This is a genomic window from Streptomyces sp. DSM 110735, assembly GCF_016482685.1.
Classification (GTDB): domain Bacteria; phylum Actinomycetota; class Actinomycetes; order Streptomycetales; family Streptomycetaceae; genus Streptomyces.
In genome coordinates this window covers 17,164-37,120 of the sequence record NZ_JACYHF010000025.1, presented here as the reverse complement: position 1 = coordinate 37,120, position 19,957 = coordinate 17,164, and the positions used below count along the sequence as shown (strand labels likewise).

16 protein-coding genes are annotated in these 19,957 nt (G+C 71.5%); 5 read left to right on the top strand and 11 right to left on the bottom strand.

Features of this window, described 5'->3' with window-relative positions; genetic code table 11:
• Positions 1 to 34: 34 nt before the first annotated feature.
• Positions 35 to 1,054, bottom strand: a complete 1,020-nt coding sequence (ligD, locus tag IF655_RS27360; protein WP_199587808.1) for a non-homologous end-joining DNA ligase — start codon at positions 1,052 to 1,054, stop codon at positions 35 to 37.
• 74 nt (positions 1,055 to 1,128) lie between these two features.
• On the opposite strand from ligD, the gene IF655_RS27355 reads away from it, so the two are divergent.
• Complete coding sequence (locus tag IF655_RS27355) at positions 1,129 to 2,199, top strand: ATP-dependent DNA ligase (RefSeq protein ID WP_199587807.1); 1,071 nt, start codon at positions 1,129 to 1,131, stop codon at positions 2,197 to 2,199.
• Positions 2,200 to 2,360: 161 nt separating this feature from the next.
• Here IF655_RS27355 and IF655_RS27350 read toward each other — a convergent pair whose 3' ends face one another.
• On the bottom strand, positions 2,361 to 5,039 hold the full coding sequence (locus IF655_RS27350) for an AAA family ATPase (RefSeq protein ID WP_199587806.1): 2,679 nt from the start codon (positions 5,037 to 5,039) through the stop codon (positions 2,361 to 2,363).
• A 319-nt stretch (positions 5,040 to 5,358) separates the two neighbouring features.
• On the opposite strand from IF655_RS27350, the gene IF655_RS27345 reads away from it, so the two are divergent.
• Complete coding sequence (locus tag IF655_RS27345) at positions 5,359 to 6,306, top strand: DUF2510 domain-containing protein (protein ID WP_199587805.1); 948 nt, start codon at positions 5,359 to 5,361, stop codon at positions 6,304 to 6,306.
• 133 nt (positions 6,307 to 6,439) lie between these two features.
• Here the strand turns inward: IF655_RS27345 and IF655_RS27340 are convergent, their stop codons facing one another.
• On the bottom strand, positions 6,440 to 7,054 hold the full coding sequence (locus tag IF655_RS27340; protein ID WP_199587804.1) for a TetR/AcrR family transcriptional regulator: 615 nt from the start codon (positions 7,052 to 7,054) through the stop codon (positions 6,440 to 6,442).
• A gap of 234 nt (positions 7,055 to 7,288) precedes the next feature.
• Between IF655_RS27340 and IF655_RS27335 the strand changes: the two genes are divergently transcribed.
• Positions 7,289 to 8,101, top strand: coding sequence for a phosphatase PAP2 family protein (locus tag IF655_RS27335; protein WP_199587803.1), 813 nt, complete (start codon positions 7,289 to 7,291; stop codon positions 8,099 to 8,101).
• Positions 8,098 to 9,060, top strand: a complete 963-nt coding sequence (locus IF655_RS27330; protein WP_199587802.1) for a hypothetical protein — start codon at positions 8,098 to 8,100, stop codon at positions 9,058 to 9,060. Before IF655_RS27335 ends, IF655_RS27330 begins: the two co-directional genes overlap by 4 nt.
• Before the next feature lie 77 nt (positions 9,061 to 9,137).
• Here the strand turns inward: IF655_RS27330 and IF655_RS27325 are convergent, their stop codons facing one another.
• The 8 genes from IF655_RS27325 to IF655_RS27290 all read right to left on the bottom strand — a co-directional run bounded on the left by IF655_RS27325 (position 9,138) and on the right by IF655_RS27290 (position 19,026).
• Entirely contained in the window at positions 9,138 to 9,833 is a 696-nt protein-coding gene (locus tag IF655_RS27325) for an LURP-one-related/scramblase family protein (RefSeq protein ID WP_199587801.1), read from the bottom strand.
• Between the two features lie 114 nt (positions 9,834 to 9,947).
• Positions 9,948 to 12,122 carry a discoidin domain-containing protein gene (locus IF655_RS27320; RefSeq protein WP_199587800.1) on the bottom strand — a complete coding sequence of 725 codons (2,175 nt, stop codon included), beginning with the start codon at positions 12,120 to 12,122 and terminating at the stop codon, positions 9,948 to 9,950.
• A gap of 56 nt (positions 12,123 to 12,178) precedes the next feature.
• The gene (locus tag IF655_RS27315; protein WP_199587799.1) at positions 12,179 to 13,786 is read right to left on the bottom strand and encodes a glycoside hydrolase family 13 protein; all 1,608 of its coding nucleotides are present in this window, start codon (positions 13,784 to 13,786) and stop codon (positions 12,179 to 12,181) included.
• Between the two features lie 51 nt (positions 13,787 to 13,837).
• Positions 13,838 to 14,713 carry a carbohydrate ABC transporter permease gene (locus IF655_RS27310; protein WP_199587798.1) on the bottom strand — a complete coding sequence of 292 codons (876 nt, stop codon included), beginning with the start codon at positions 14,711 to 14,713 and terminating at the stop codon, positions 13,838 to 13,840.
• A 48-nt stretch (positions 14,714 to 14,761) separates the two neighbouring features.
• Entirely contained in the window at positions 14,762 to 15,718 is a 957-nt protein-coding gene (locus IF655_RS27305) for a carbohydrate ABC transporter permease (RefSeq protein WP_199587797.1), read from the bottom strand.
• A gap of 4 nt (positions 15,719 to 15,722) precedes the next feature.
• Positions 15,723 to 17,078 (bottom strand): ABC transporter substrate-binding protein, encoded by a 1,356-nt coding sequence (locus IF655_RS27300; RefSeq protein WP_199587796.1) that lies wholly within the window; start codon positions 17,076 to 17,078, stop codon positions 15,723 to 15,725.
• A gap of 175 nt (positions 17,079 to 17,253) precedes the next feature.
• On the bottom strand, positions 17,254 to 18,252 hold the full coding sequence (locus IF655_RS27295; RefSeq protein WP_199587795.1) for a LacI family DNA-binding transcriptional regulator: 999 nt from the start codon (positions 18,250 to 18,252) through the stop codon (positions 17,254 to 17,256).
• 135 nt (positions 18,253 to 18,387) lie between these two features.
• Positions 18,388 to 19,026 carry a hypothetical protein gene (locus IF655_RS27290; RefSeq protein ID WP_199587794.1) on the bottom strand — a complete coding sequence of 213 codons (639 nt, stop codon included), beginning with the start codon at positions 19,024 to 19,026 and terminating at the stop codon, positions 18,388 to 18,390.
• Positions 19,027 to 19,289: 263 nt separating this feature from the next.
• Here IF655_RS27290 and IF655_RS27285 point away from each other — a divergent pair, with 263 nt between their 5' ends.
• Positions 19,290 to 19,946, top strand: coding sequence for a helix-turn-helix transcriptional regulator (locus IF655_RS27285; RefSeq protein WP_199587793.1), 657 nt, complete (start codon positions 19,290 to 19,292; stop codon positions 19,944 to 19,946).
• Positions 19,947 to 19,957: the final 11 nt, after the last annotated feature.

Sequence of the window (19,957 nt, the reverse complement as noted above, 5' to 3'; positions counted from 1 at the left end):
CGCGCGACGACCCCCGGCACCGGGGGCGAGAGCGTCAGGAAGCCTCGTCCTTGCGAGCCCGGCTCGGCTGCACCCGCTTGGGCTCGCCGGGCATCTTCGGATACTCGGGCGGGTACGGCAGATCGCCAAGCCCGTGGTCGTGCTCGTCCTGGCGGGCCAGCTCCAGAAGGGCGTCCAGGGAGTAGGCGTGGTCGGCCATGTCGGCGTGCACGTCCCCGACCTCCGCGAAGCGGACCGGCATGGTGGCGAGGTCGAAGTCGCGGGGGCGGGCGTCGGCCACCTCGTCCCAGCGCAGCGGGGCGGAGACGGTCGCCTCGGGGCGGGGGCGCACGGAGTAGGCGGAGGCGATGGTGCGGTCGCGGGCGGTCTGGTTGTAGTCGACGAAGATGCGTTCGCCGCGCTCCTCCTTCCACCATTTCACCGTCACCTGCTCGGGCATCCTGCGGGCGAGTTCGCGGCCGACCGCGATGGCGGCGCGGCGGACCTGGGTGAAGGTCCAGCGCGGTTCGATGGGCACGAAGACGTGCAGTCCGCGCCCGCCGGAGGTCTTGGGGAAGCCCCGCAGACCCCCGAACTCCTCCAGTACCGAACGGAGTTCGAAGGCGGCGCGCACGGCGTCCTCGTAGCCAGTGCCGGGCTGCGGGTCGAGGTCGATGCGCAGTTCGTCGGGGTGGTCGACGTCGTCGCGGCGCACCGGCCAGGGGTGGAAGGTGAGCGTGCCGTACTGCGCGGCCCACACCGCCGCCGCCTCCTCGGTGGGGCACATCTCGTCGGCGCTGCGGCCGCTGGGGAAGGTGATGTGGGCGGTGGGGATCCAGTCGGGCATGTTCTTGGGCGCCCGCTTCTGGTAGAACCACTCGCCGTCGAGCCCGTCCGGGTAGCGCTCCAGGGTGGTGGGGCGGTCGCGCAGGGCGCGCAGGATGCCGGGACCGACGGAGGCGTAGTACTGGGCGACGTCGAGCTTGGTGAATCCGCGCTCCGGGAAGAAGACCTTGTCCGGGTGGGTCAGCCGTACGGTCCGGCCGGCCACCTCCAGTTCCACCGCATCGCCCATGCGGCCACCGTAGGCGTCCCCCGCACACCGCGCACACCGGGCGCGCTCGGCGGGGTGCGCGCAGAATCGGAGCCATGGATCTGCCGGTGATGCCGCCCGTGAAGCCGATGCTCGCCAAGCCGGTGACGAAGATCCCGCCCGGGATGCACTACGAGGCGAAGTGGGACGGCTTCCGGGCGATCGTGTTCCGCGACGGGGACGAGGTCGAGCTGGGCAGCCGTACCGGCAAGACGCTGACCCGGTACTTCCCCGAGCTGGTGGCGGCGCTCAGGGAGCGGCTGCCCGAGCGGTGCGTGGTGGACGGGGAGATCGTGATCGCGCGGGAGGGGCGTCTGGACTTCGACGCGCTGACCGAGCGCATCCATCCGGCCGAGTCGCGGGTGCGGACGCTGGCCGAGCGGACGCCCGCCTCCTTCGTCGCCTTCGACCTGCTGGCGCTGGACGACCACGCCCTGCTCGACGTGCCGCTCGCCGACCGGCGCGCCCTGCTGGACCGGGCGCTGGACGGGGTGACCCCGCCGGTGCATCTGGCTCCGGCGACGACCGACGTCGAGGTGGCGCGGGAGTGGTTCGAGCAGTACGAGGGGGCGGGGCTCGACGGGATCGTGGCCAAGCCGCTCGGGCTGCCGTATCTCCCGGACGAGCGGGCCATGTTCAAGGTCAAGCACGAGCGGACGGCGGACGTGGTGGTGGCGGGCTACCGGCTGCACAAGAGCGGACCGGTGGTGGGCTCGCTGCTGCTCGGGCTGTACGACGACCACGGCGTCCTCCAGCACGTGGGCGTGGCGGCGGCGTTCTCCATGAAGCGGCGCGCGGAGCTGATCGAGGAGCTGGCGCCGCTGCGGATGACGGACGTGAGCGGGCATCCGTGGGCGCGCTGGGCGGAGGAGTCGGCGCACGAGGAGGCGCGGCTGCCGGGGGCGCCGAGCCGCTGGTCGGGCAAGAAGGACCTGTCCTGGGTGCCGCTGCGCCCGGAGCGGGTCGCGGAGGTGGCGTACGACCACATGGAGAACGGCGCCCGCTTCCGGCACACGGCGCGCTTCCGCCGCTGGCGCCCGGACCGCACCCCGGAGAGCTGCACCTACGCCCAGTTGGAGGAGCCGGTGCGCTACGACCTCGCGGAGATCCTGGGGAGCGCGGGCTAGGGCCTGTCCGGCGGATCTTCGTGGAGCAGCCCGCGGCGGCTGGTGCGTGCTCTCGGCGTGCGCCCGGATCTCCCTCGTACTGGACGTACTCGGGTGATTCGGGCGTGCGGCGAGAGTGCGTGCCAGGCGTCGCGGGCCCACGAAGATCCGCCGGACAGGCCCTAGGTCGTGCCGGAGCGCCGGGCGCGCTCGGCGCGGGCGACCAGACCGTCGGCGCCGCAGGAGCGGGCCAGTTCCAGACCCCGGGCGAGGTCGGGTGCCGAGTCGGCCAGGATGCCGTACTCCACGAGGGCGGCCGCGTGCTCGTACTGGCAGGGGGACGCCTCCAGGAAGGCGACCGCCTTGCGGGCGAGGCGGACCGCCTCCGGTCCGGTGGCCAGCGCGGCGGCGCAGCGCAGTGCCTCACCGATCGCGGTGTCGGTGCCGAACCGCTCGGCCTGGCGGCGGGCGTCCGCCGCGAGCGCCCGTGCACGGGCGGGGTCCTGGGCGGCGAGGGCGCGGGCGAGGTCGACGGCCCAGGGGGCGAGGACGGGGTTGTGTCCGCCCCGGGCGACGGCGGTCTTCTCGGCGGCTTCCAGCTCGTTGATCCCCTCCTCGGTGCGGCCGACGGCGAGGAGCAGACGGCCGCGTACGGAGTGGAGGTCGGGCAGCACGATCGTGGAGGGGTACGGCGGTGCGAAGCCGCCGCGCTCCGCCACCGCCCACGCCTCCTCGACGTGACCCCGGGCGAGCAGGGTGTCGACCAGACCGCACATCGCGGACCAGTACAACGGCAGCCTGCGGCCGACGCGTTCGGCGAGCGTCAGCGCCTCGCGCAGGGTTTCCTCCGCCTCCTTCAGCTTGCCCTGGCGGCGCAGGGCGAGTCCCAGATAGGAGTTGGCGAGGGAGAGGTGACCGCCGTGCCAGCCCGCGCTCGTGTAGGCGCGCAGGGCTTCGGCGAAGAGGCTGTCGGCGAGGTCGAGCCGGTCGGTGTAGGCGTAGGTGCTGCCGAGCATCATCAGCAGTTCGACGCCCCACTCCTCGTCGGTCCAGCCGAGTCCGGGCGCGAGGCGGTTGTTGACCAGGGCGCGGTCGCACAGTTCGACGACGACCTGGGCGTCCTCGCCGTGGGTCATGGCGTCGAAGCCGCGCAGGATGAGCAGCGCGCGCTCGGAGTTGTCGCGCCCCGTGCAGGTGTCCGCGAGTTCGGCCAGGCGCCGGGAGCGCTCCGGGGAGACGGTCTCGCGGTGGATCGCCTCCCACATGAAGCGCACCGCCTCCAGGCGCATCCGCACCGGTCCCGTCTCGTACCGCGCGGCTTCGGCGCCGACGGTGCGGACGGCCTCCTCCAGTTGGTCGTTGTGGAGCAGCGCCTGGGAGAGACGGATGACGGCTTCGACGCGCTCGGCGTGGTCGAGACCGGGGGTGGCGAGCGCGGCGCGCAGGTGCTCGACGGTGACGGCGGGCGCCGTCAGACGGGTGGAGCAGCCGAGTTCGTAGAGGACCTTGGCGCGGACGTCGGGGCGGGGTGGTTCCCGCAGGGCGCGTTCCAGGCAGCGGCAGGCAGCGTCGGGGGCGCCGACGGCAAGGTGTTCGCGGGCGGCTTCGCGGAGTTGGGTGACCAGTTCCTCGTCGCCCTCCGGTTCCACCTTCAGCAGGTGCCGGGCCGCCTCGGCGGCGCCGCGTCCGCTCTCGGTGACGGTCTTGGCGGCGACGCCGTGGAAGAAGCCCCGGGTGGCGTCCGTCATGGAGTCGTAGACGGCGGTGGCGACGAGCGGGTGGACGAACTCGAGGACCGTGCCCTGCGGTCCGTTCCGGGTGGGGTCCGCGATGCCCTCGGTCAGGATGCGGGCGACGCCGAGGCGTTCGAGGCACTCCTGGGCGGCCGTCGGGGTCATCCCGGCGACCCGGGCGACGAGGTCGACGGTGCTGCCGGTGCCGAGGACGGCGGCGGCCCAGGCGAAGCGGGTGGCCTCGTCGCCGAGTACGGACAGGCGCTCCACGACTCCGCCGCCGCGTCCGGAGTGGTTCAGGGCGCGCAGTTCGGCGGCCCTGCCCTCGACCGGCTGGAGTTCGCTGTCGCGGACCTTGGCGAGGAGTTCGACGGTGTCGTAGGGGTTGCCCGCGGTGACGGCCCAGACCTCGCGGCAGAAGGGGTCGTCGGCGTGCGAGCCGACGGTGTCGCGGGTGAGCCCGGCGGTGGCTTCCGGGGTGAGGGTGCTCAGACCGTCGACGCGGTGCCCGGCGCTCTCCACCGCGTCGAGGTGGCGGGCGGTGCCCCCGGGCAGGGCGCCGGAGCGGCGGGTGACCACGACGAGCACGGACAGTTCGCCCAGGTCGGCGGTGAACGCGGCGAGCCAGCGCAGCGTCTCCAGGTCGGCCCAGTGGGCGTCGTCGATGAGCAGGACGAGCGGCCACTCCCGGGTCGCGAACCGGCGCACCGTGGCGACGAGTCCGTCGCAGACGTACTGCGGGTCGGCGGGGGCGGCGCCGGGTTCGACGATGCCGAGGGCGGGACCCGAGATGTCGTACCAGTCGCCGAGGTACTCGCGGGCCTCCTCCGGCAGCATCGAGGTCAGCATGGGCTGCAGCAACTGGCGCAGGACGTGGAAGGGGACCGTGCGCAGGGTCTCGCCCGCGCGGGCGGACCAGACGGTGCAGTTCTGGCGTTCGGCCAGGCGGCGGGTCTCGTTGAGCAGCGCGGTCTTGCCGAGTCCGGCCTCGCCGCGTATCACGAGGACGTTGCCGCCGGAGGAGCGGTCGGCGCGCAGCTCGTCGATCGCCTGCGCGATGGTGGCGAGTTCCGCGTCCCGTTCCCACAGGTGGGCCGAGGCGGCCGCCGACGGCCGTGCCCGCGTCATCCTGTTCCCTCCCCAGGTCGCCCGGACGGCGTGCAGACCACGAGCGTAGCCGCCTGGGGGGAGGGATGGTGGTCCGACCGGGCAGTGTCGTATCCCCCGTGCGGACTGGTTACCGGCCAGTCGCCCCCGACCCGGCCCGACCGGTCGGTCTGCGCCCGATGAGGCGTCAATAATGCCTGGATTGGTGCGAGTTGGGAACAGGAGCGGGTCGTTCGGGCGTGACGGAAGTCACGTCGGCGCGGCAGCCGGTCCGGCGCGCCGGGCGATTCGGCCGGGGTGCTCTCATCACGCTTTCACCGATGCCTCATACGGTGTGTCCATGACGCAGGTGACTCCTCCCGGCTGGTACCCCGATCCCGGGCAGCCGCACAACGCCCCGCCCGCCGAACGCTGGTGGGACGGCACCGCCTGGACGGCCCAGGTCCGCCCGGCCGGTCACGGCACGTACCCCGCTCCCCCTGCCTATCCGGCGACCGCCCCCTACCCGCCCCCGCCCGCGCCCCGGCGCGGACTGCGGATCGGGATAGCCGTCGCGGCGGCGGTCGCGGTGCTGGCGAGCATCGGGGTCGGGGTGTACGCCCTCGCCAAGGACTCCGGCGGCGGTCACGACCGCGCGGGCGCGGGCCAGGAGCGGCGCGGCCGGGGCGGACCCGAGGGCTCCGGTCCCGGCGACCGGGGCGGTCCGGGCGACCCCGGGTCCTCGCCGTCGCCGCGCCGCTCCCAGATACCCAAGGTCAAGGGCGGCGGCACGCTGCCCGACCCCTTCAACGGGATCAGCATGCCGGTGCCGGACGGCTGGACCGGCGAGGTCATCAGCATCGGCGCCCAGGTGACCTCCGACAAGTCCTACAAGTGCCCGGGCAACGCCTCCCAGAGCTGCACGGCGGGCGGCGCCTACACCGCGTCCGCCACCGCCCTCGGCACCAAGGGCGACACCGCCGAGGCGGTCGCCAAGGCGGACATCGCCGCCAACGCCAAGCAGTCGTACGGCGGCACAACCTACGGCAGCATCACCTCCCACGAGGTGCTCGCCTCCAAGACCGTGACGGTGGCCGGACAGAAGGGCTACCTGGTCCGCTGGAAAGCGGTCACGAGCAAGGGCTCCGACGGCTACGTGGAGTCGGTCGCCTTCCCCTCCCCCAACGACGCCCACGAGATCCTCGTCGTCCGCTTCGGCCTGGACGTCGGCCAGCGCACCGCAGTGATCGACGAGATCCTCAAGGGCATCAAGGTGTGGTCGGGCGGCGGCAGCGGCCAGGACGTGTGAACGAAATCGGCCGGGTGGGGACCCCTCCGCTCAAGGGGGCCCCACCCGGCCAGGGGGTGCGCGCCGCCCCCGTCCCCACGGTGCGGCGCGAGCAGGTCACCGTTCAGTCATCCCGTGAACGGCGGCCTGGGTCTCAGGTGAGTCCGAACGCGGGGAGCACGGCGGCTTCCACGAAGCGGACCAGGTAGTCGGCGTCGGCGTACTGGCCGCTGAGCACCGGGCGTACCCGCAGGACGCCGAACATCATCGCGGGCACGAACTCGAGGGCGGGATGCCCGGCCGGGACCTCGCCGCGGGCCACACCGCGCGCGATCATCTTCTCCAGCGCGGTGATCTCGGGGGCGACCAGCGCGTCGCGCAGCGCCTCGGCCAGTTCCTTGTCGACCGCGGCGGCGGGCATGAGCGCCTGGAGGAGCCGGGTGTCCTTGCCCGACCAGTCGCCCGCGGCACGGGCCGCCTGGCGCAGGTCCTCGGCGAGGGAGCCGGTGTCGATCCCGGCGAAGCGCACCCGGCGGTTGGCCCGCAGGGCAGCGGCGACGAACTGCGGCTTGGTCTTCCACTGCCGGTAGAGCGTGGACTTGCTGCACCGGGTGCTGGAAGCGATGCCCTCCATGGTCAGGGAGTCGTACCCGCACTCGCGGACCTGGTCGAGCACGGCGTCGAAGAACTCCCGCTCACGCTCCGGCGTGATCTTGGAGCGGCGCGAGGCGGCGACCGTGTCCGGTCCGTCCGCGGCCTGCGACGTCATGCGTGGTTTCCCCTCACTCGTCACCCGGGACCGCGTCCGTGCGGCCCGCTCCCAGTGTTGCCCCAGTTCAAGCGATACGCAAGCGTACCGGAACTCGACCGTATCGGTACACTGTCGTATCGGTACATGGTCGTTTCGGTACACTGACGTTTCGGTACGGAGACGTATCGCATGGCTGAGTTCCGGGCATCCGGTCCGGGACCGGCAGCACCACCGTCAAGAAGGGGCCGGGGGATGAATGCCCGAACCGAGCCTTCCCCAGGAGGGGCGGACGCGATAGCGAGGCCGCCGCTGCTGCGCGAGTTCCTGCTCGTCGCGGGGCTCTTCCTCGTCTACAAGCTCGGCCGCCGGCTCGCCATCGGCCACACCGCCGAGGCGTTCCGCGACGCCCACCGCGTGTGGGGTCTGGAGCGCGCCGTCCATCTGCCCGACGAGACCGACGTGCAGGCGCTGCTGCTGCACGGCACGACCCCGGTGCACCTGGCGAACACCTACTACGCCACCGTCCATTTCCCGGCGACCGTGGCGTTCCTGATCTGGCTGTATCTGCGCCGCCCCGCGCACTACGTGTGGGCGCGCCGGGTCCTCGCGCTGGTGACCGCCGCCGCGCTGGTCCTGCCGTTCACCTTCCCGCTGGCGCCGCCCCGGATGGTGACCGGCACCGGTCTCCTCGACACGGCCCGGGTCTACGGCCCCTCGGTCTACGGCCCGCCCGCCCGCGACCACCTCTCCAACCAGTTCGCCGCGATGCCCTCGCTGCACTTCGGCTGGGCCCTGATGGTGGCGGTCGGTCTGATCGCCGCCACCTGCTCGCGCTGGCGCTGGCTCTGGCTGCTGCACCCGCTGGTCACGCTGATCGTCATCGTGGGCACCGCCAACCACTACTGGCTCGACTCGGTCGTGGCGACCGCCATGCTCGGCATCGCCCTCGCCGTCGTCCACCCGCCGCACCACGCGCCGGGACGCGGCGCGGGCCGCCCGCTCGCCCTCGGGCGTCCCGCGCGGCTCGCCCCGGAGGGGTCCGTGCTCACGGGTGCGGTCCGATGAGCGCCGCGATCCTGATCGCCGTCGGTCTCTCGCTGATCTCCGCCGTCGCCTACGCGGCCGCGGCGGTCGCCCAGGAACGGCTGGCCTCCCGCGACGCGGGCTCCGGTCTGCTCCATCTGCTCCGCACCGGCGCCTGGTGGTCCTCGGTCGGTCTGAACGCGGGCGCGGCACTCCTGCACGTCGTCGCGCTGCGCTTCGGACCGCTGACCGTGGTCCAACCGCTGGGCGCCCTCACCCTGGTCGCGGCGGTCCCGCTCGGGGCACGGGCGGCGGGGCGCCGGGTCAGCCCGGCGGAGTGGCGGGGTACGGCACTGACGCTGCTCGGGCTCGGCGCACTGCTGATCACCGCCTCGGGTCCGGCACCGCACCGGGTGCTGAGCCTGACGGCCGCGCTCGCGGTGGCGGGGACGACCATCGCGGTGATCGGTCTGCTCTCCCGGCCCGGCACCCGTCCAGGACTGCGGCACGCCGCCGCCTCCGGCTTCGCCTCGGGTGTCGCCTCCGCGCTCACCCAGACCGCCACGGTGGCGGCCACGGACCACTCGGGTCCCGCCCTGAGCCCCCGGGTGATCGTGGTGGCCGTGCTGGTCGCCGCCTTCGCCACGGGTGGACTGCTGCTGTCCCAGACCGCCTACCGGGGCGGTCTCGGCGCCCCGCTCGCGGTGGTCACCCTGGCCAACCCGGTCGCGGCGGCGGTCATCGGACTGACCCTCCTCGGACAGGGGCTCAAGGGCGGTACCAGCGGGATCCTGCTCGGCGTGACCGGGGCACTCCTCGCCTCGTGGGGCGTGGTGGTGCTGACCCGGGTGACACCGTCCCACGCGGCTTCCGCGTCACCTCCGGCGTACGACGACGAGCATCCCGTCGCCGCCGTACTCGCGCTGAAGGCGGAGACGGCGACGGCCGAACCGGCGCTCGTGCCGCGTCAGCCGGGGCGGAACCGGCTGACGCGCCTGTGACGGACGTCCCGTACGAAAGGCGGCGGCGCGTGTCCCATCGGACACGCGCCGCCGCCTTTTCGCTGCGCGGGGCGGGATCAGCCCAGCCCGCGGGCGTCCTGCTTGAGCGCGGTGTCCACGGTCAGAGCCGCGGCCACGACGAGGCTCAGCAGCGGGTCGGACAGCGGGCGGTGGATCTGGAGGACGTAGTTGTCCGCCGTGGTGAACAGCGTCTTGGCCAGCCCCTCCCACGTCTTGGTGATCCGCGCGACCTCGGTGCCCTCGTGGTCGGTGATCGCGAAGTTCCAGGCGCGCCAGTTCTCGGCCTTGATCGCGCCGATCTCGCGGCCCTCGGCGGTCATGGAGAAGTTGATCTTGCCGATCATGTTCTTCTGCACGATCTCGCCGACCGGCGAGCCGTCGGGGCGCGTGACGACGACCCGGGACTTGAAGATCTTCGCGGGACGGGTGAGCAGCAACTGCGGCTGACCCGCGGCGTCCCGGATCTCCAGGCGGTGGGTCAGGTACTGGTCCAGGCTGGAGACGAGGCGCAGGATCTTGCGCAGCACGCCCTGACCGACCTCGACGACCGAGCCGAGCCGGCCGCCGTTCTGGTCCATCACCGTGTACTCGTTGGTCAGCTCGATGAGCTTGGCCTTCTGATTCACCACGAGCACGGGCTCGGTGAAGAGGGTGCCGCCGCCCGCGGCCGAGGCGGCCACCCCGGCCTGCTGCTGCACCTGACGCTGGACCTTCGGGTCGGCGTCGGAAGGAATGTTCGATTGCGTGGTCACCGGGGCACACTATGGGGATTGACCTGGACCTGACCAGGAATTTTCCGAATCGTGGCCGAACGGACGCACAGGCGGTCGCCCGGTTCTCCCGGGCGACCGCCCGCGCCCCTCGCGTCAGGAGGTCTGGTACGCCTCCACCTCGCTGAACTGCCCGGCCGGCCAGCCCGTGTTGGCGCTCACGGTCAGCCGCAGATAGCGCAGGTTCGTCCCGCTCGGCAGCGAGACGGTCGCGGTGTTGCCCGAAGCCGGGTCGAAGCGGTAGTCCTTCGCGCCGACCACGGTCGAGTAGCCAGAGCCGTCGGCGCTGCCGAGGACCGCGACGGTCTGCGTACGGGCGCCCCACGCCGAGGACGGCGGCACCTTGAGCACCAGCCGCCGCACCCCGTACGACGAGCCGAGGTCCACCGTCCAGGACTGCGGGAAGGCGTTGTTGGCCGACTCCCAGTAGCTGTTGGCGTCACCGTCCACCGCCTTGCCCGGGGTGTAGACGTCCTGCGAGCCGGTCGCCGTCGCCGGACGCCCCTTGGCCAGGTTGCGGTTCGGGTCCGGGTCCGGGTTGCCCTGCCCCGGCTGGGGCCAGGAGGAGCAGTCCGACCAGGTGCTGGACCAGCCGGAGTTGCCGCCGCCGTCGGTGAGCGCGAAGGAGCCGGAGTTCGACGGGTAGGGGCAGTTGTAGATCCCGGCGACGCCGACCTGGGTCGCGGTCACGTTCTTGAAGGTCGCCGCCCCCTGCGCCTCCGCCTGGACGACGACCGTGCCGGTGTTCTTCACGGTCGCGCCGCTCACGTTGACGTTGCGGACGGGGTAGCCCTGGCCGCCGCCGGAGACGAACTCGAAGGCGGAGTACGGGCTGTCGGTGATCGTCGTGTCGGTGATGTTGACGGTCGCGTTGATCGCGCTGTCGTAGGAGTCCACGCGCAGCGCGCCCATGGGGTGGTTCCAGTTGGGGTTCATCGCGCCCGCGCGGACCAGGGTGTTGCCGCTGACCGTGATGGTGCCGGAGAGCGGGGAGAAGGGGTCGAGGAACTTCTGGTTGGAGATCGCGATGCCGCTGCCGAGGGCGTTGGTGTCGGACACCAGGTTGTTCTTGACCGAGATGTCGGTGCCGCCGTAGATCGCGATGCCGTTGGCGAGGTTGGGCTGCGAGATGGTGTTGTTCTCGAAGCTGGAGTTGGTGTCGGCGGCGTAGAGGGACCACATGGCGAGCGAGTCGTCGCCCTGGTTGCGCAGGAAGTTGTTGCTGACCCGCACGCCCTTGGCGTTGCCGTTGAGGTTGAGACCGTCGGCGGTGGTGTCGAGGATGCGGTTGTTCTCCACCACCAGGTTGTCGTTGTTGCCCATCAGCCAGAACCCGACCTTCAGGTGCTGGAGCCACATGCCGGAGACCGAGGAGTTCGGTCCGAGCGAGCCGTTGACGAAGTTGTCCGGGTTGGAGTCGACGCGCTCGGTGACCTCGCCGATGACGGCGAAGTCCTTGATGTGGACATTGCCTGAGGAGCTGGACTGGTCGATGAAGCGGGAGGTGTGCACGACCGAGTGCCAGTTGCCCGCGCCCTGGAGGGTCACGTTCTGCACGCCGCTGAGCGAGGAGGTGATCCGGTAGTCGCCCGGCGGGATCCACACCGTGCCGCCCTGGGCGGCGGCGATGGCGTCGCGGAACGCCTGGGTGGAGTCGCCGCTCCCGCTCGGGTCCGCGCCCTTGGAGACGACGGACACCGACCCGGCGGGCTGCGAGGCGGCAGCGCCGACCTGCTCGAAGTCGGCCACGTCCACGGTCACTTGGGTGCCGGTCGCCTGGAACGCCACCTTGTCCCCGGCCTGGAGGTTCTGGCCGAGCAGCAGCCGGGAGTTGTCGAAGAAGTGGTGTGTCTTCGCGCCCGCTATCCAACTCGTGTCGATGTACGAGTACTTGGAGGTCACCGGGAGCGTCTTGGAGATCTTGGTGCCGTTGACGTACACGTCCAGCGAGCCGGACTGGCCGTCGGGGACGTTGTAGGAGAGGTTCACGGCGTTGGCGGCGCGCGGCACGGTGAACTCCACGCGCTGCCCGGAGGTGAGCCGTACGGCCTGACGACCGGACGCCTCCGATGCCACGGTGCCCTGGGTGTAGTCGGGACCGATCTTGGTGCCGGTACTGGTCGCGGATTCCGCCTCGACGGAGGTGAAGGGCAGGTTCGCGCCCGAGGCGGCGTGCGCGGCGGGGGCCACGGCGACGATCATGCCCGCGGCGAGGGCGACGGCCGCGCCGACGGCGGGCAGTCTGAGGTACTTGGCGGTGCTGGTGTCCATGTGCTGATCCCTTCGTGGGGGGGGTGCCGGGGATAGCAGAAGTGGTGCGGGTGCGGTCAGGCGCGCAGCCAGACCGCGGTGTCCTGCGGCAGTCGGCCCTCGTCGTCCAAGGGACCGCTGTTGAGCAGGAGTTCGGAGTGCGCGGGCAGTTCGGCGGGTGCGTCGGAGAGGTTGACCACGCAGAGCGCGCCGTCCGCGCGGGCGAAGGCGAGCACGCCTTCGGGGGCGGGAAGCCAGGTGAGCGGTCCGTCGCCGAAGGCGGGGCGGGCGGCGATGGCCTCGCGGTAGAGGGTGAGCATGGAGTGCGGGTCCGCGCGCTGCCGGTCGGCGGCGTACGCCGCCCAGTCGGCGGGCTGCGGCAGCCAGGGCTCCTCGCGTGAGCCGAAGCCCGCGTAGGGTTCCCCCGCCGACCAGGGCAGCGGGACGCGGCAGCCGTCGCGCCCCGGATCGGTGCCGCCGGAGCGGAAGTACATCGGGTCCTGGACGCGCTCACGGGGGATGTCGGCTTCGGGCAGACCCAGTTCCTCGCCCTGGTAGAGGTAGACCGAGCCGGGCAGGGCGAGCGAGAGCAGGGCGGCGGCGCGGGCGCGGCGGGTGCCGAGGGCGAGGTCGGTGGGGGTGCCGAACTCCTTGGTGGCGAAGTCGAATCCGGTGTCCTCGCGACCGTAGCGGGTGACGGTGCGGGTGATGTCGTGGTTGCAGAGCACCCAGGTGGCGGGGGCGCCGACGGGGGCGTGCTCGGCGAGGGTGGAGTCGATGGCGGAGCGCAGTCTCGTCGCGTCCCAAGGGCAGGACAGGAAAGCGAAGTTGAAGGCGGTGTGGAGTTCGTCGGGGCGCAGATAGCGCGCGAAGCGTTCGGCGTCGGGGAGCCAGACCTCGCCGACGAACATCGCGCCGTAGGAGTCGGCGACCGTGCGCCAGGAGCGGTAGATCGCGTGGAGTTCGTCGCGGTCGACGAAGGGGTGCGGCTCGGGGGACGAGGCGAGGTCCGGCAGTTCGGGGTCCTTGGCGAGCAGGGCGGCGGAGTCGATGCGGACGCCCGTGACGCCGCGTTCGAACCAGAAGCGCAGGATGTCCTCGTGCTCGCGGCGGACGGCGGGGTGGTCCCAGTTGAGGTCGGGCTGTTCGGGGGTGAAGAGGTGGAGGTACCAGTCGCCGTCGGGCAGCCGGGTCCACACCGGTTCGGTGGAGCCGACGAACTGCGACGGCCAGTCGTTGGGCGGGAGTTGACCGTCCTCGCCGCGTCCGGGGCGGAAGTGGAACAGCTCGCGCTCGGGGCTGCCGGGTCCTGCCGCGAGGGCGGCGCGGAACCAGGGGTGCTGGTCGGAGACGTGGTTGGGCACGATGTCGACGATGGTGCGGATGCCGAGTTCGCTCGCCTCGGCGATGAGCTTCTCGGCTTCCGCGAGGGTGCCGAAGGCGGGGTCGACCCCGCGGTAGTCGGCGACGTCGTAGCCGCCGTCCTTCATCGGGGAGACGTACCAGGGGTTGAACCACAGGGCGTCCACGCCGAGTTCGGCGAGGTAGGGCAGCTTCGCGCGGACCCCGGCGAGGTCCCCGGTGCCGTCGCCGTCGCCGTCCGCGAAGCTGCGGACGTAGACCTGGTAGATGACGGCCGAGCGCCACCAGTCGTCGGTCGCGCGGGCAGGGGTGGGCTGTGCCACGGTGCGTGCCTTTCTGTCGGGGGGGCGGGTCACCCGTGCGTCGGACCCGGGTCAGCCCTTGGTGCTGCCCGCGCTGATCCCGGCGATGATGTGCCGCTGGAAGACGAGGAACAGGGCCACCATGGGGATGCTCGCGATCACCATCGCGGCGACGAGCACGGTCAGTTGGATGTTCTGCGACAACTGGACCAGGGCCACGCTGATGGGCTGCTTGTCGGTGTCGGAGAAGACCATGAGCGGCCACAGGAAGTCCTGCCAGACGGCGACCAGCGCGAAGATCGACACCACGCCGAGCACCGGCCGGGACATGGGCAGCACGACCGACCACAGGATGCGCAGCTTGCCCGCGCCGTCGATCTCGGCCGCTTCCAGCACGTCGCGCGGGAGCTGGTCGAAGAACCGCTTGAGCAGATAGAGGTTGAAGGCGTTGGCGACGGCGGGCAGCCAGATGGCGAGCGGGTCGTTGAGCAGGCTGGTGTGGAGGAAGGGCAGGTCGGCGGCGGTCAGGTACTTGGGGACGACCAGTGCCTGCGCCGGGACCATCAGGGTGGCGAGGATGCCGCCGAGGACCACCTTGCCGAAGGCGGGCTTCAGCTTGGAGAGGGCGTAGGCGGCGGCGGTGCAGAACACGAGCTGGAACGCCCAGGCGCCGGCCGCCTGCACCACCGTGTTCCACAGGTGCTCCGGGAGCTGCATCAGGTCCCAGGCGTCGGTGTAGCCGGTGAGGTGCCAGTGCTCGGGGACGAGGGTGGGGGGTGTGCGGGCGATCTCGTCCGGGGACTTCATCGCGCCGGACGCCATCCAGTACACGGGGAAGAGGAAGGCGAGCGCGAAGAGGAGGACGACGGCGGTGAACACCGTCCAGTAGACGGTCTTTCCGCGCGGGCGGGCGAGGGTGGCCGGGGAGACGAGGGTGCGGGTGCTCATGCTTCCCCCTCGGTGCGGGTGCTCATGTGCCCTCCTCGGTACGGGTGTTCACGCGTCCCCCTCGGTGCGGGTGAGCCGCAGATAGACGGCGGAGAAGGCGCCGAGCAGGACGAGCAGCATGACGCTGAGGGCGCAGGCGCCGCCGAAGTCGTTGTAGAGGAAGGCGTACTTGTAGATCAGGTAGAGCACGGTCACGGTCGCGCTCTCCGGTCCGCCGCCGGTGATGACGAACGGTTCGGTGAACACCTGCATGGTGGCGATGATCTGAAGGAGCATCAGCATCAGGATCACGAACCGGGTCTGCGGGATCGTGACGTGCCGGATGCGCTGGAGCAGGTTCGCCCCGTCGAGTTCGGCAGCCTCGTACAGCTCGCCGGGGATGGACTGGAGCGCGGCGAGGTAGATGAGGACGGTGCCGCCGAGGTTGGCCCAAGTCGCCACGATCACCAGGGAGATCAGCGCGGTGTCGGTGCCGTTGGACCAGTTCGAGGTGGGCAGGTGCAGGGCACGCAGCGCCTCGTTGGCCAGGCCCGCGCCCGGGTCGTAGAACCACTTCCACAGCAGCGCGCTGACCACGGGCGGGATCATCACCGGCAGGTAGACGACGACCCGGAAGAAGGCTTTGGCGTGCCGGAGTTCGTTGAGGACGAGGGCGAGGACGAAGGGGACGGCGAAGCCGAGGAGCAGCGCGAGCAGGGTGAAGGTGAGGGTGTTGCGCCAGGCGGCGCCGAACTCCGGGTCGTCCAGGACGTGGGTGAAGTTGGCGGTGCCGACCCATTCGGGCGGGGAGCCGGGGGTGTACTTCTGGAAGGCGATGACGACGGCGCGGATCGCCGGGTACCAGGAGAACAGCGCGAAGCAGATCAGCCCGCCGAGCAGGAAGGCGTAGGCGCGGGCCTGGTCGAGCAGGACCCGGCGGCGCCGGCCGCCGCCCGCCGGGGCGGGACCGGGCGGGGCCGGGAGGGCGGCGACCGCGGGGGGCTGCCGCTCGGCCGTCTTCGTCATGGCGTCAGCTCCGGGCGAGGATGCCGTCGATCTTGCCGGACGCGTCCTTGAGCAGTTGGTCGATGTTCGCGTCCTTCTTGGTGAGGACGGCGGAGACCACGCCGTCGAGGACGGAGTAGATCTGCTGGGCGTGCGGCGGCTCGATCTTCAGCTCCAGGCTGTGGTTGCCGTCGAGGAACGCCTGGTAGTTCTCCACCGGGACGTTGGCGTTGGCCTTCTTGACCTGCTGGTCCTTGGCGTCGGCGGCGCCGGTGAACAGGCGCGGCTCGGGCAGCCCCACGGGGGCGTCGTGCTGCTTGGCGCGGGCGTAGTCGCCGAGGAAGCCCTTTCCGGGGGTGAGGAACATGTGGTCGAGCCACTTGAGCCCGGCGCGGATCTGGGCGGGGCTGTCCTTCTTGTTGAACATGTAGCCGTCGCCGCCGATGAGCGTGCCCTTGCCGCCGGGCATCGGGGCGAGCGCGAGGTCCTTGTAGGAGCCGCCCTTCTCCTTCACCAGGATCGGGATGTTGTCCGGCGCGGAGAGGTACATGCCGAGCTTGCCCGAGCCCATGAGCTGCTGCACGTCGTTGATGATGAGGAGCTGCTTGCTGCCCATCGAGTCGTCGCTCCAGCGCATGTCGTGCAGGTTCTGCAGGACGGCGCGACCCGCGGGGGTGTCGACGGTGGCCTTCTTGCCGTCGGCGCTGACCACGTCGCCGCCCTGGGAGTACAGCTCGGCGGTGAAGTGCCAGCCGCCCTGGTTCTGGGCGCTGTAGTCGGCGTATCCGACGGTGCCGTTGCCGAGTGCGGCGATCTTCTTGGCGGCGGCGCGGACCTCGTCCCAGGTGGCCGGGGGCTTGTCGGGGTCGAGTCCGGCTTTCTTGAAGAGGGCGCGGTTGTAGAGCAGACCCATGGAGTAGCCGGTGCGCGGGATGCCGTAGACCTTGCCGTCGACGGTGTAGATGTCCCGGAGCTGCTGCTGGATCGAGTCGTAGCTCTTGAGGTCCTTCAGGTACGGCGTGAGGTCCGCTGCCTGGTGGATGTCGACCACATGCCGGGCGTCGGTGAAGTAGGTGTAGAACACGTCCTCCATCTGGCCACCGGCGAGTTTGGCGTCGAAGGTCTTGGGGTCCTGGCAGGGGAAGGCGTCGTGCGCGACGACGTCGATGTCCGGGTTCTGCTTCTCGAAGGAGGCGATGTCCTGCTCGAAGAAGGCGCGGTCGGTCTTGGCGCTCTTGGGCGGCTCGCAGTTGACGGTGATGCGGGTCTTCCCGCCCGCCGAGCTGTCGTCGTCGCCCGAGCCGCATGCGGCGGCGGTGAGCGCGAGGGAGGAACAGACGCCGATCGCGGCGAGGGTGCGGCGGAACCCGGTGCTTCTCATCGGTGGACCCCTCATGGCGGGAGCCATGGGTGCCGCGCACAGGTGTGGCGGGCACTCACGGCGGGAGCAGTGGGCGCCGCACACTCAAGCACCGCCGACAGGAGGCCGCAAGATGTCGCGCGGAATCTGTAATTATTCGACAGTCAACCGTATCTCCGGGATCGCGGTCCGGACCTCAGTCGCGCGGAGCCTGTCCGGTGGAGCCCCGGACCACCAGCTCGGGCTCGAACAGCAGCTCCTCGGCGGGTACGGCGGTGCCGCCGATCTGCGCGTTCAGCAGTTCCACGGCGGCGCGGCCCATGGCCTCGATGGGCTGGCGGACGGTGGTGAGCGGGGGTTCGGTGCAGTTCATGAACGCCGAGTCGTCGTAGCCGACGACCGAGATACGGCCCGGCACGTCAAGTCCCTTGCGCCGGGCGGCTCTTACGGCGCCGAGGGCGAGCGGGTCGCTGGCGCAGATGATGCCGGTGACGCCGTGGTCGATCAGCCGGGAGGCGGCGGCGTGACCGCCCTCGATGGAGAAGATGGCGCGAGCCACCCGGGAGTCGGGCAGGTCGCCCGCCAGGGCGCGGGCGGCGGCGAGCTTGCGGGCGGACGGCACATGGTCGCCGGGACCGAGCAGCAGGCCGATGCGCTCGTGGCCGAGGGAGGCCAGATGGCGCCACGCCTGCTCGACGGCGACCGCGTCGTCGCAGGACACGCCCGGGAAACCGAGGTGCTCTATCGCCGCGTTGACCAGCACCACGGGCACCTTGCGCTCGGCGAGCCTGCGGTAGTGGTCGTGCGGGGCGTCGGCCTGGGCGTAGAGACCTCCGGCGAAGACGACGCCCGACACCTGCTGCTGGAGCAGCAGTTCCACGTAGTCCGCCTCGGAGACGCCGCCCTTGGTCTGTGTGCAGAGCACCGGGGTGAGTCCGAGCTGCGCCAGCGCGCCCCCGATGACCTCGGCGAACGCGGGGAAGATCGGGTTCTGCAGCTCGGGCAGGACGAGCCCGACGAGCCGGGCGCGCTCGCCGCGCAACTGGGTGGGCCGCTCGTAGCCGAGGACGTCGAGGGCGGTGAGGACCGACTGCCGGGTGGCTTCGGAGACTCCGGGTTTGCCGTTGAGCACCCGGCTGACCGTGGCCTCGCTGACCCCGACCTTCTTCGCCACTTCCGCAAGTCGTCGCGTCATGCGCGCAAGGGTAGCGCAAGTGATGCAAGCGGCTTGCGTAACGGAGACAGAGGTGACCGGCGGTCCTGGAGGAGGGGGGATCGCCGCGACGGAAGACCCGGCGCCGTCGGTGACCTGAACACCGACGGGGCCGGGTCAGGTCTGTGGGGGCGGGACGATCGTCAGCCGGGCCCGGTGCGTGGGAACCGCGGGCTCGCGGGGGATCATCGTCAGCCTGCGGTGGCCCAGTTCGCGCAGGAGGGGCGGGGTCTCGTCGACGATGCGGCACTCGGCGGTGCCCCGGCGCGGGTCGGGGTGGTGCAGCAGCCGTACGGCGCCGTCGAGCCGCGCCGCCGACTCCCCGACCGCGCGTATCCAGTGCGGCAGCCCCTGCCGGTAGGCGGCGTCCATGAGCGGGTCGTGGGCCACGTCCCGGCGTATCGCCTGGAGTTCGTGGTCGTGGCCGTACCCCTCCATCGCGGACTTCAACTGGACCAGCATCGGCAGGCACCAGCCCGGCTCGTGCTCGCCGAGCACCTGGGCCGCGTCGGGGTGGAAGAGGACGAAGCGCAGGAAGTTGTCGCCGGGCATCGCGGTGGGGTGGGGGCGCACGTCCCCGAAGAGCCTGCCGAAGGCGCCGTTGGCAAGGAGTACGTTCCAGCGGTGGTCCACGACGAGCGAGGGGAACGGGGCAGCCTCCACCACGGCGGCGTAGTCCTCGAGATACGCCCGCGTCTCGGAGCTCTCGGGGACGGGCCGTGCTGCCGGCCGCCGCCCTCCTGCCTGGTGTGCCATCGAGAGGTCACCCCTCTTGCCTCGGCCGCCTTCTCGCGGCCCTGCGATCCTGGGGCCCGGACGAGAGCCGTGTCAACTATCGTGGCATTCCATGCCTGTTGACGGCCGAAATTCGCCACAGTTGTGGCGAGACCTGGATGCGAGTTCGAACGACCGGCTACTCTCCGGGAAGTTCACTCGCGGCCGGCGGTGACGGACGCGGACGCGGACGCGTCGGTCCACGGCCCCGGAGACTTGCCTTGAGAGACGTAGGAGTTCTGTCGGTGACGGATGGCTACGAGAATCCGGGCGCCGCGGCGACCGCTCAGCTACCCGCCGTCGTCGCCCGCGTCACCGCCCTCGCCGACCGGCTGGGCGTACCGCACGCCGAGGTCTTCGACACCGGGCGGCTCTCGGTCGCCAGCGGTGTCCCGGAGCCGGTGGTCAGGGCGCTGCTCGGCGGGCGCCCCGCGGGCGAGCCGGACGTGCAGGCGCGCTTCCTGCAGCGCCTCGACCTGCTGCGCCGCACCCGGCTGAAGCCCGGGGGCCGCAAGTACACCCAGCAGGAGATCGCCGACGGCGCGGGGATGTCCCGGCAGCAGGCGGGTGCCCTCATCAACGGCGACCGGCGCCCGACCATGGAGCACTGCGACGCGCTCCAGCGGTTCTTCCGGGTGCACGCGGGCTTCCTGACCGCCGAGGACCCCGAGGCGCTGGCGAGCGCGCTCCAGTACACCGAGCAGGAACTGCTCCAGCGCCTCGCGGACCGGGAGCGGGCCGCGGTGAGCACGGCCGAGGACCCGCTGGAACGGCTGCTCCAGGACCACGGGGTGCGCGGAATCGCCTGGCGCGCCGCCCAACTCCCCACCGACCAGCACCGGGACAAGGTCGCCGAGTGGCTCGACATGCTCCTGGAGAGCGTCCGGCAGCCCGAGTCGTGAGCCGCGTGAGG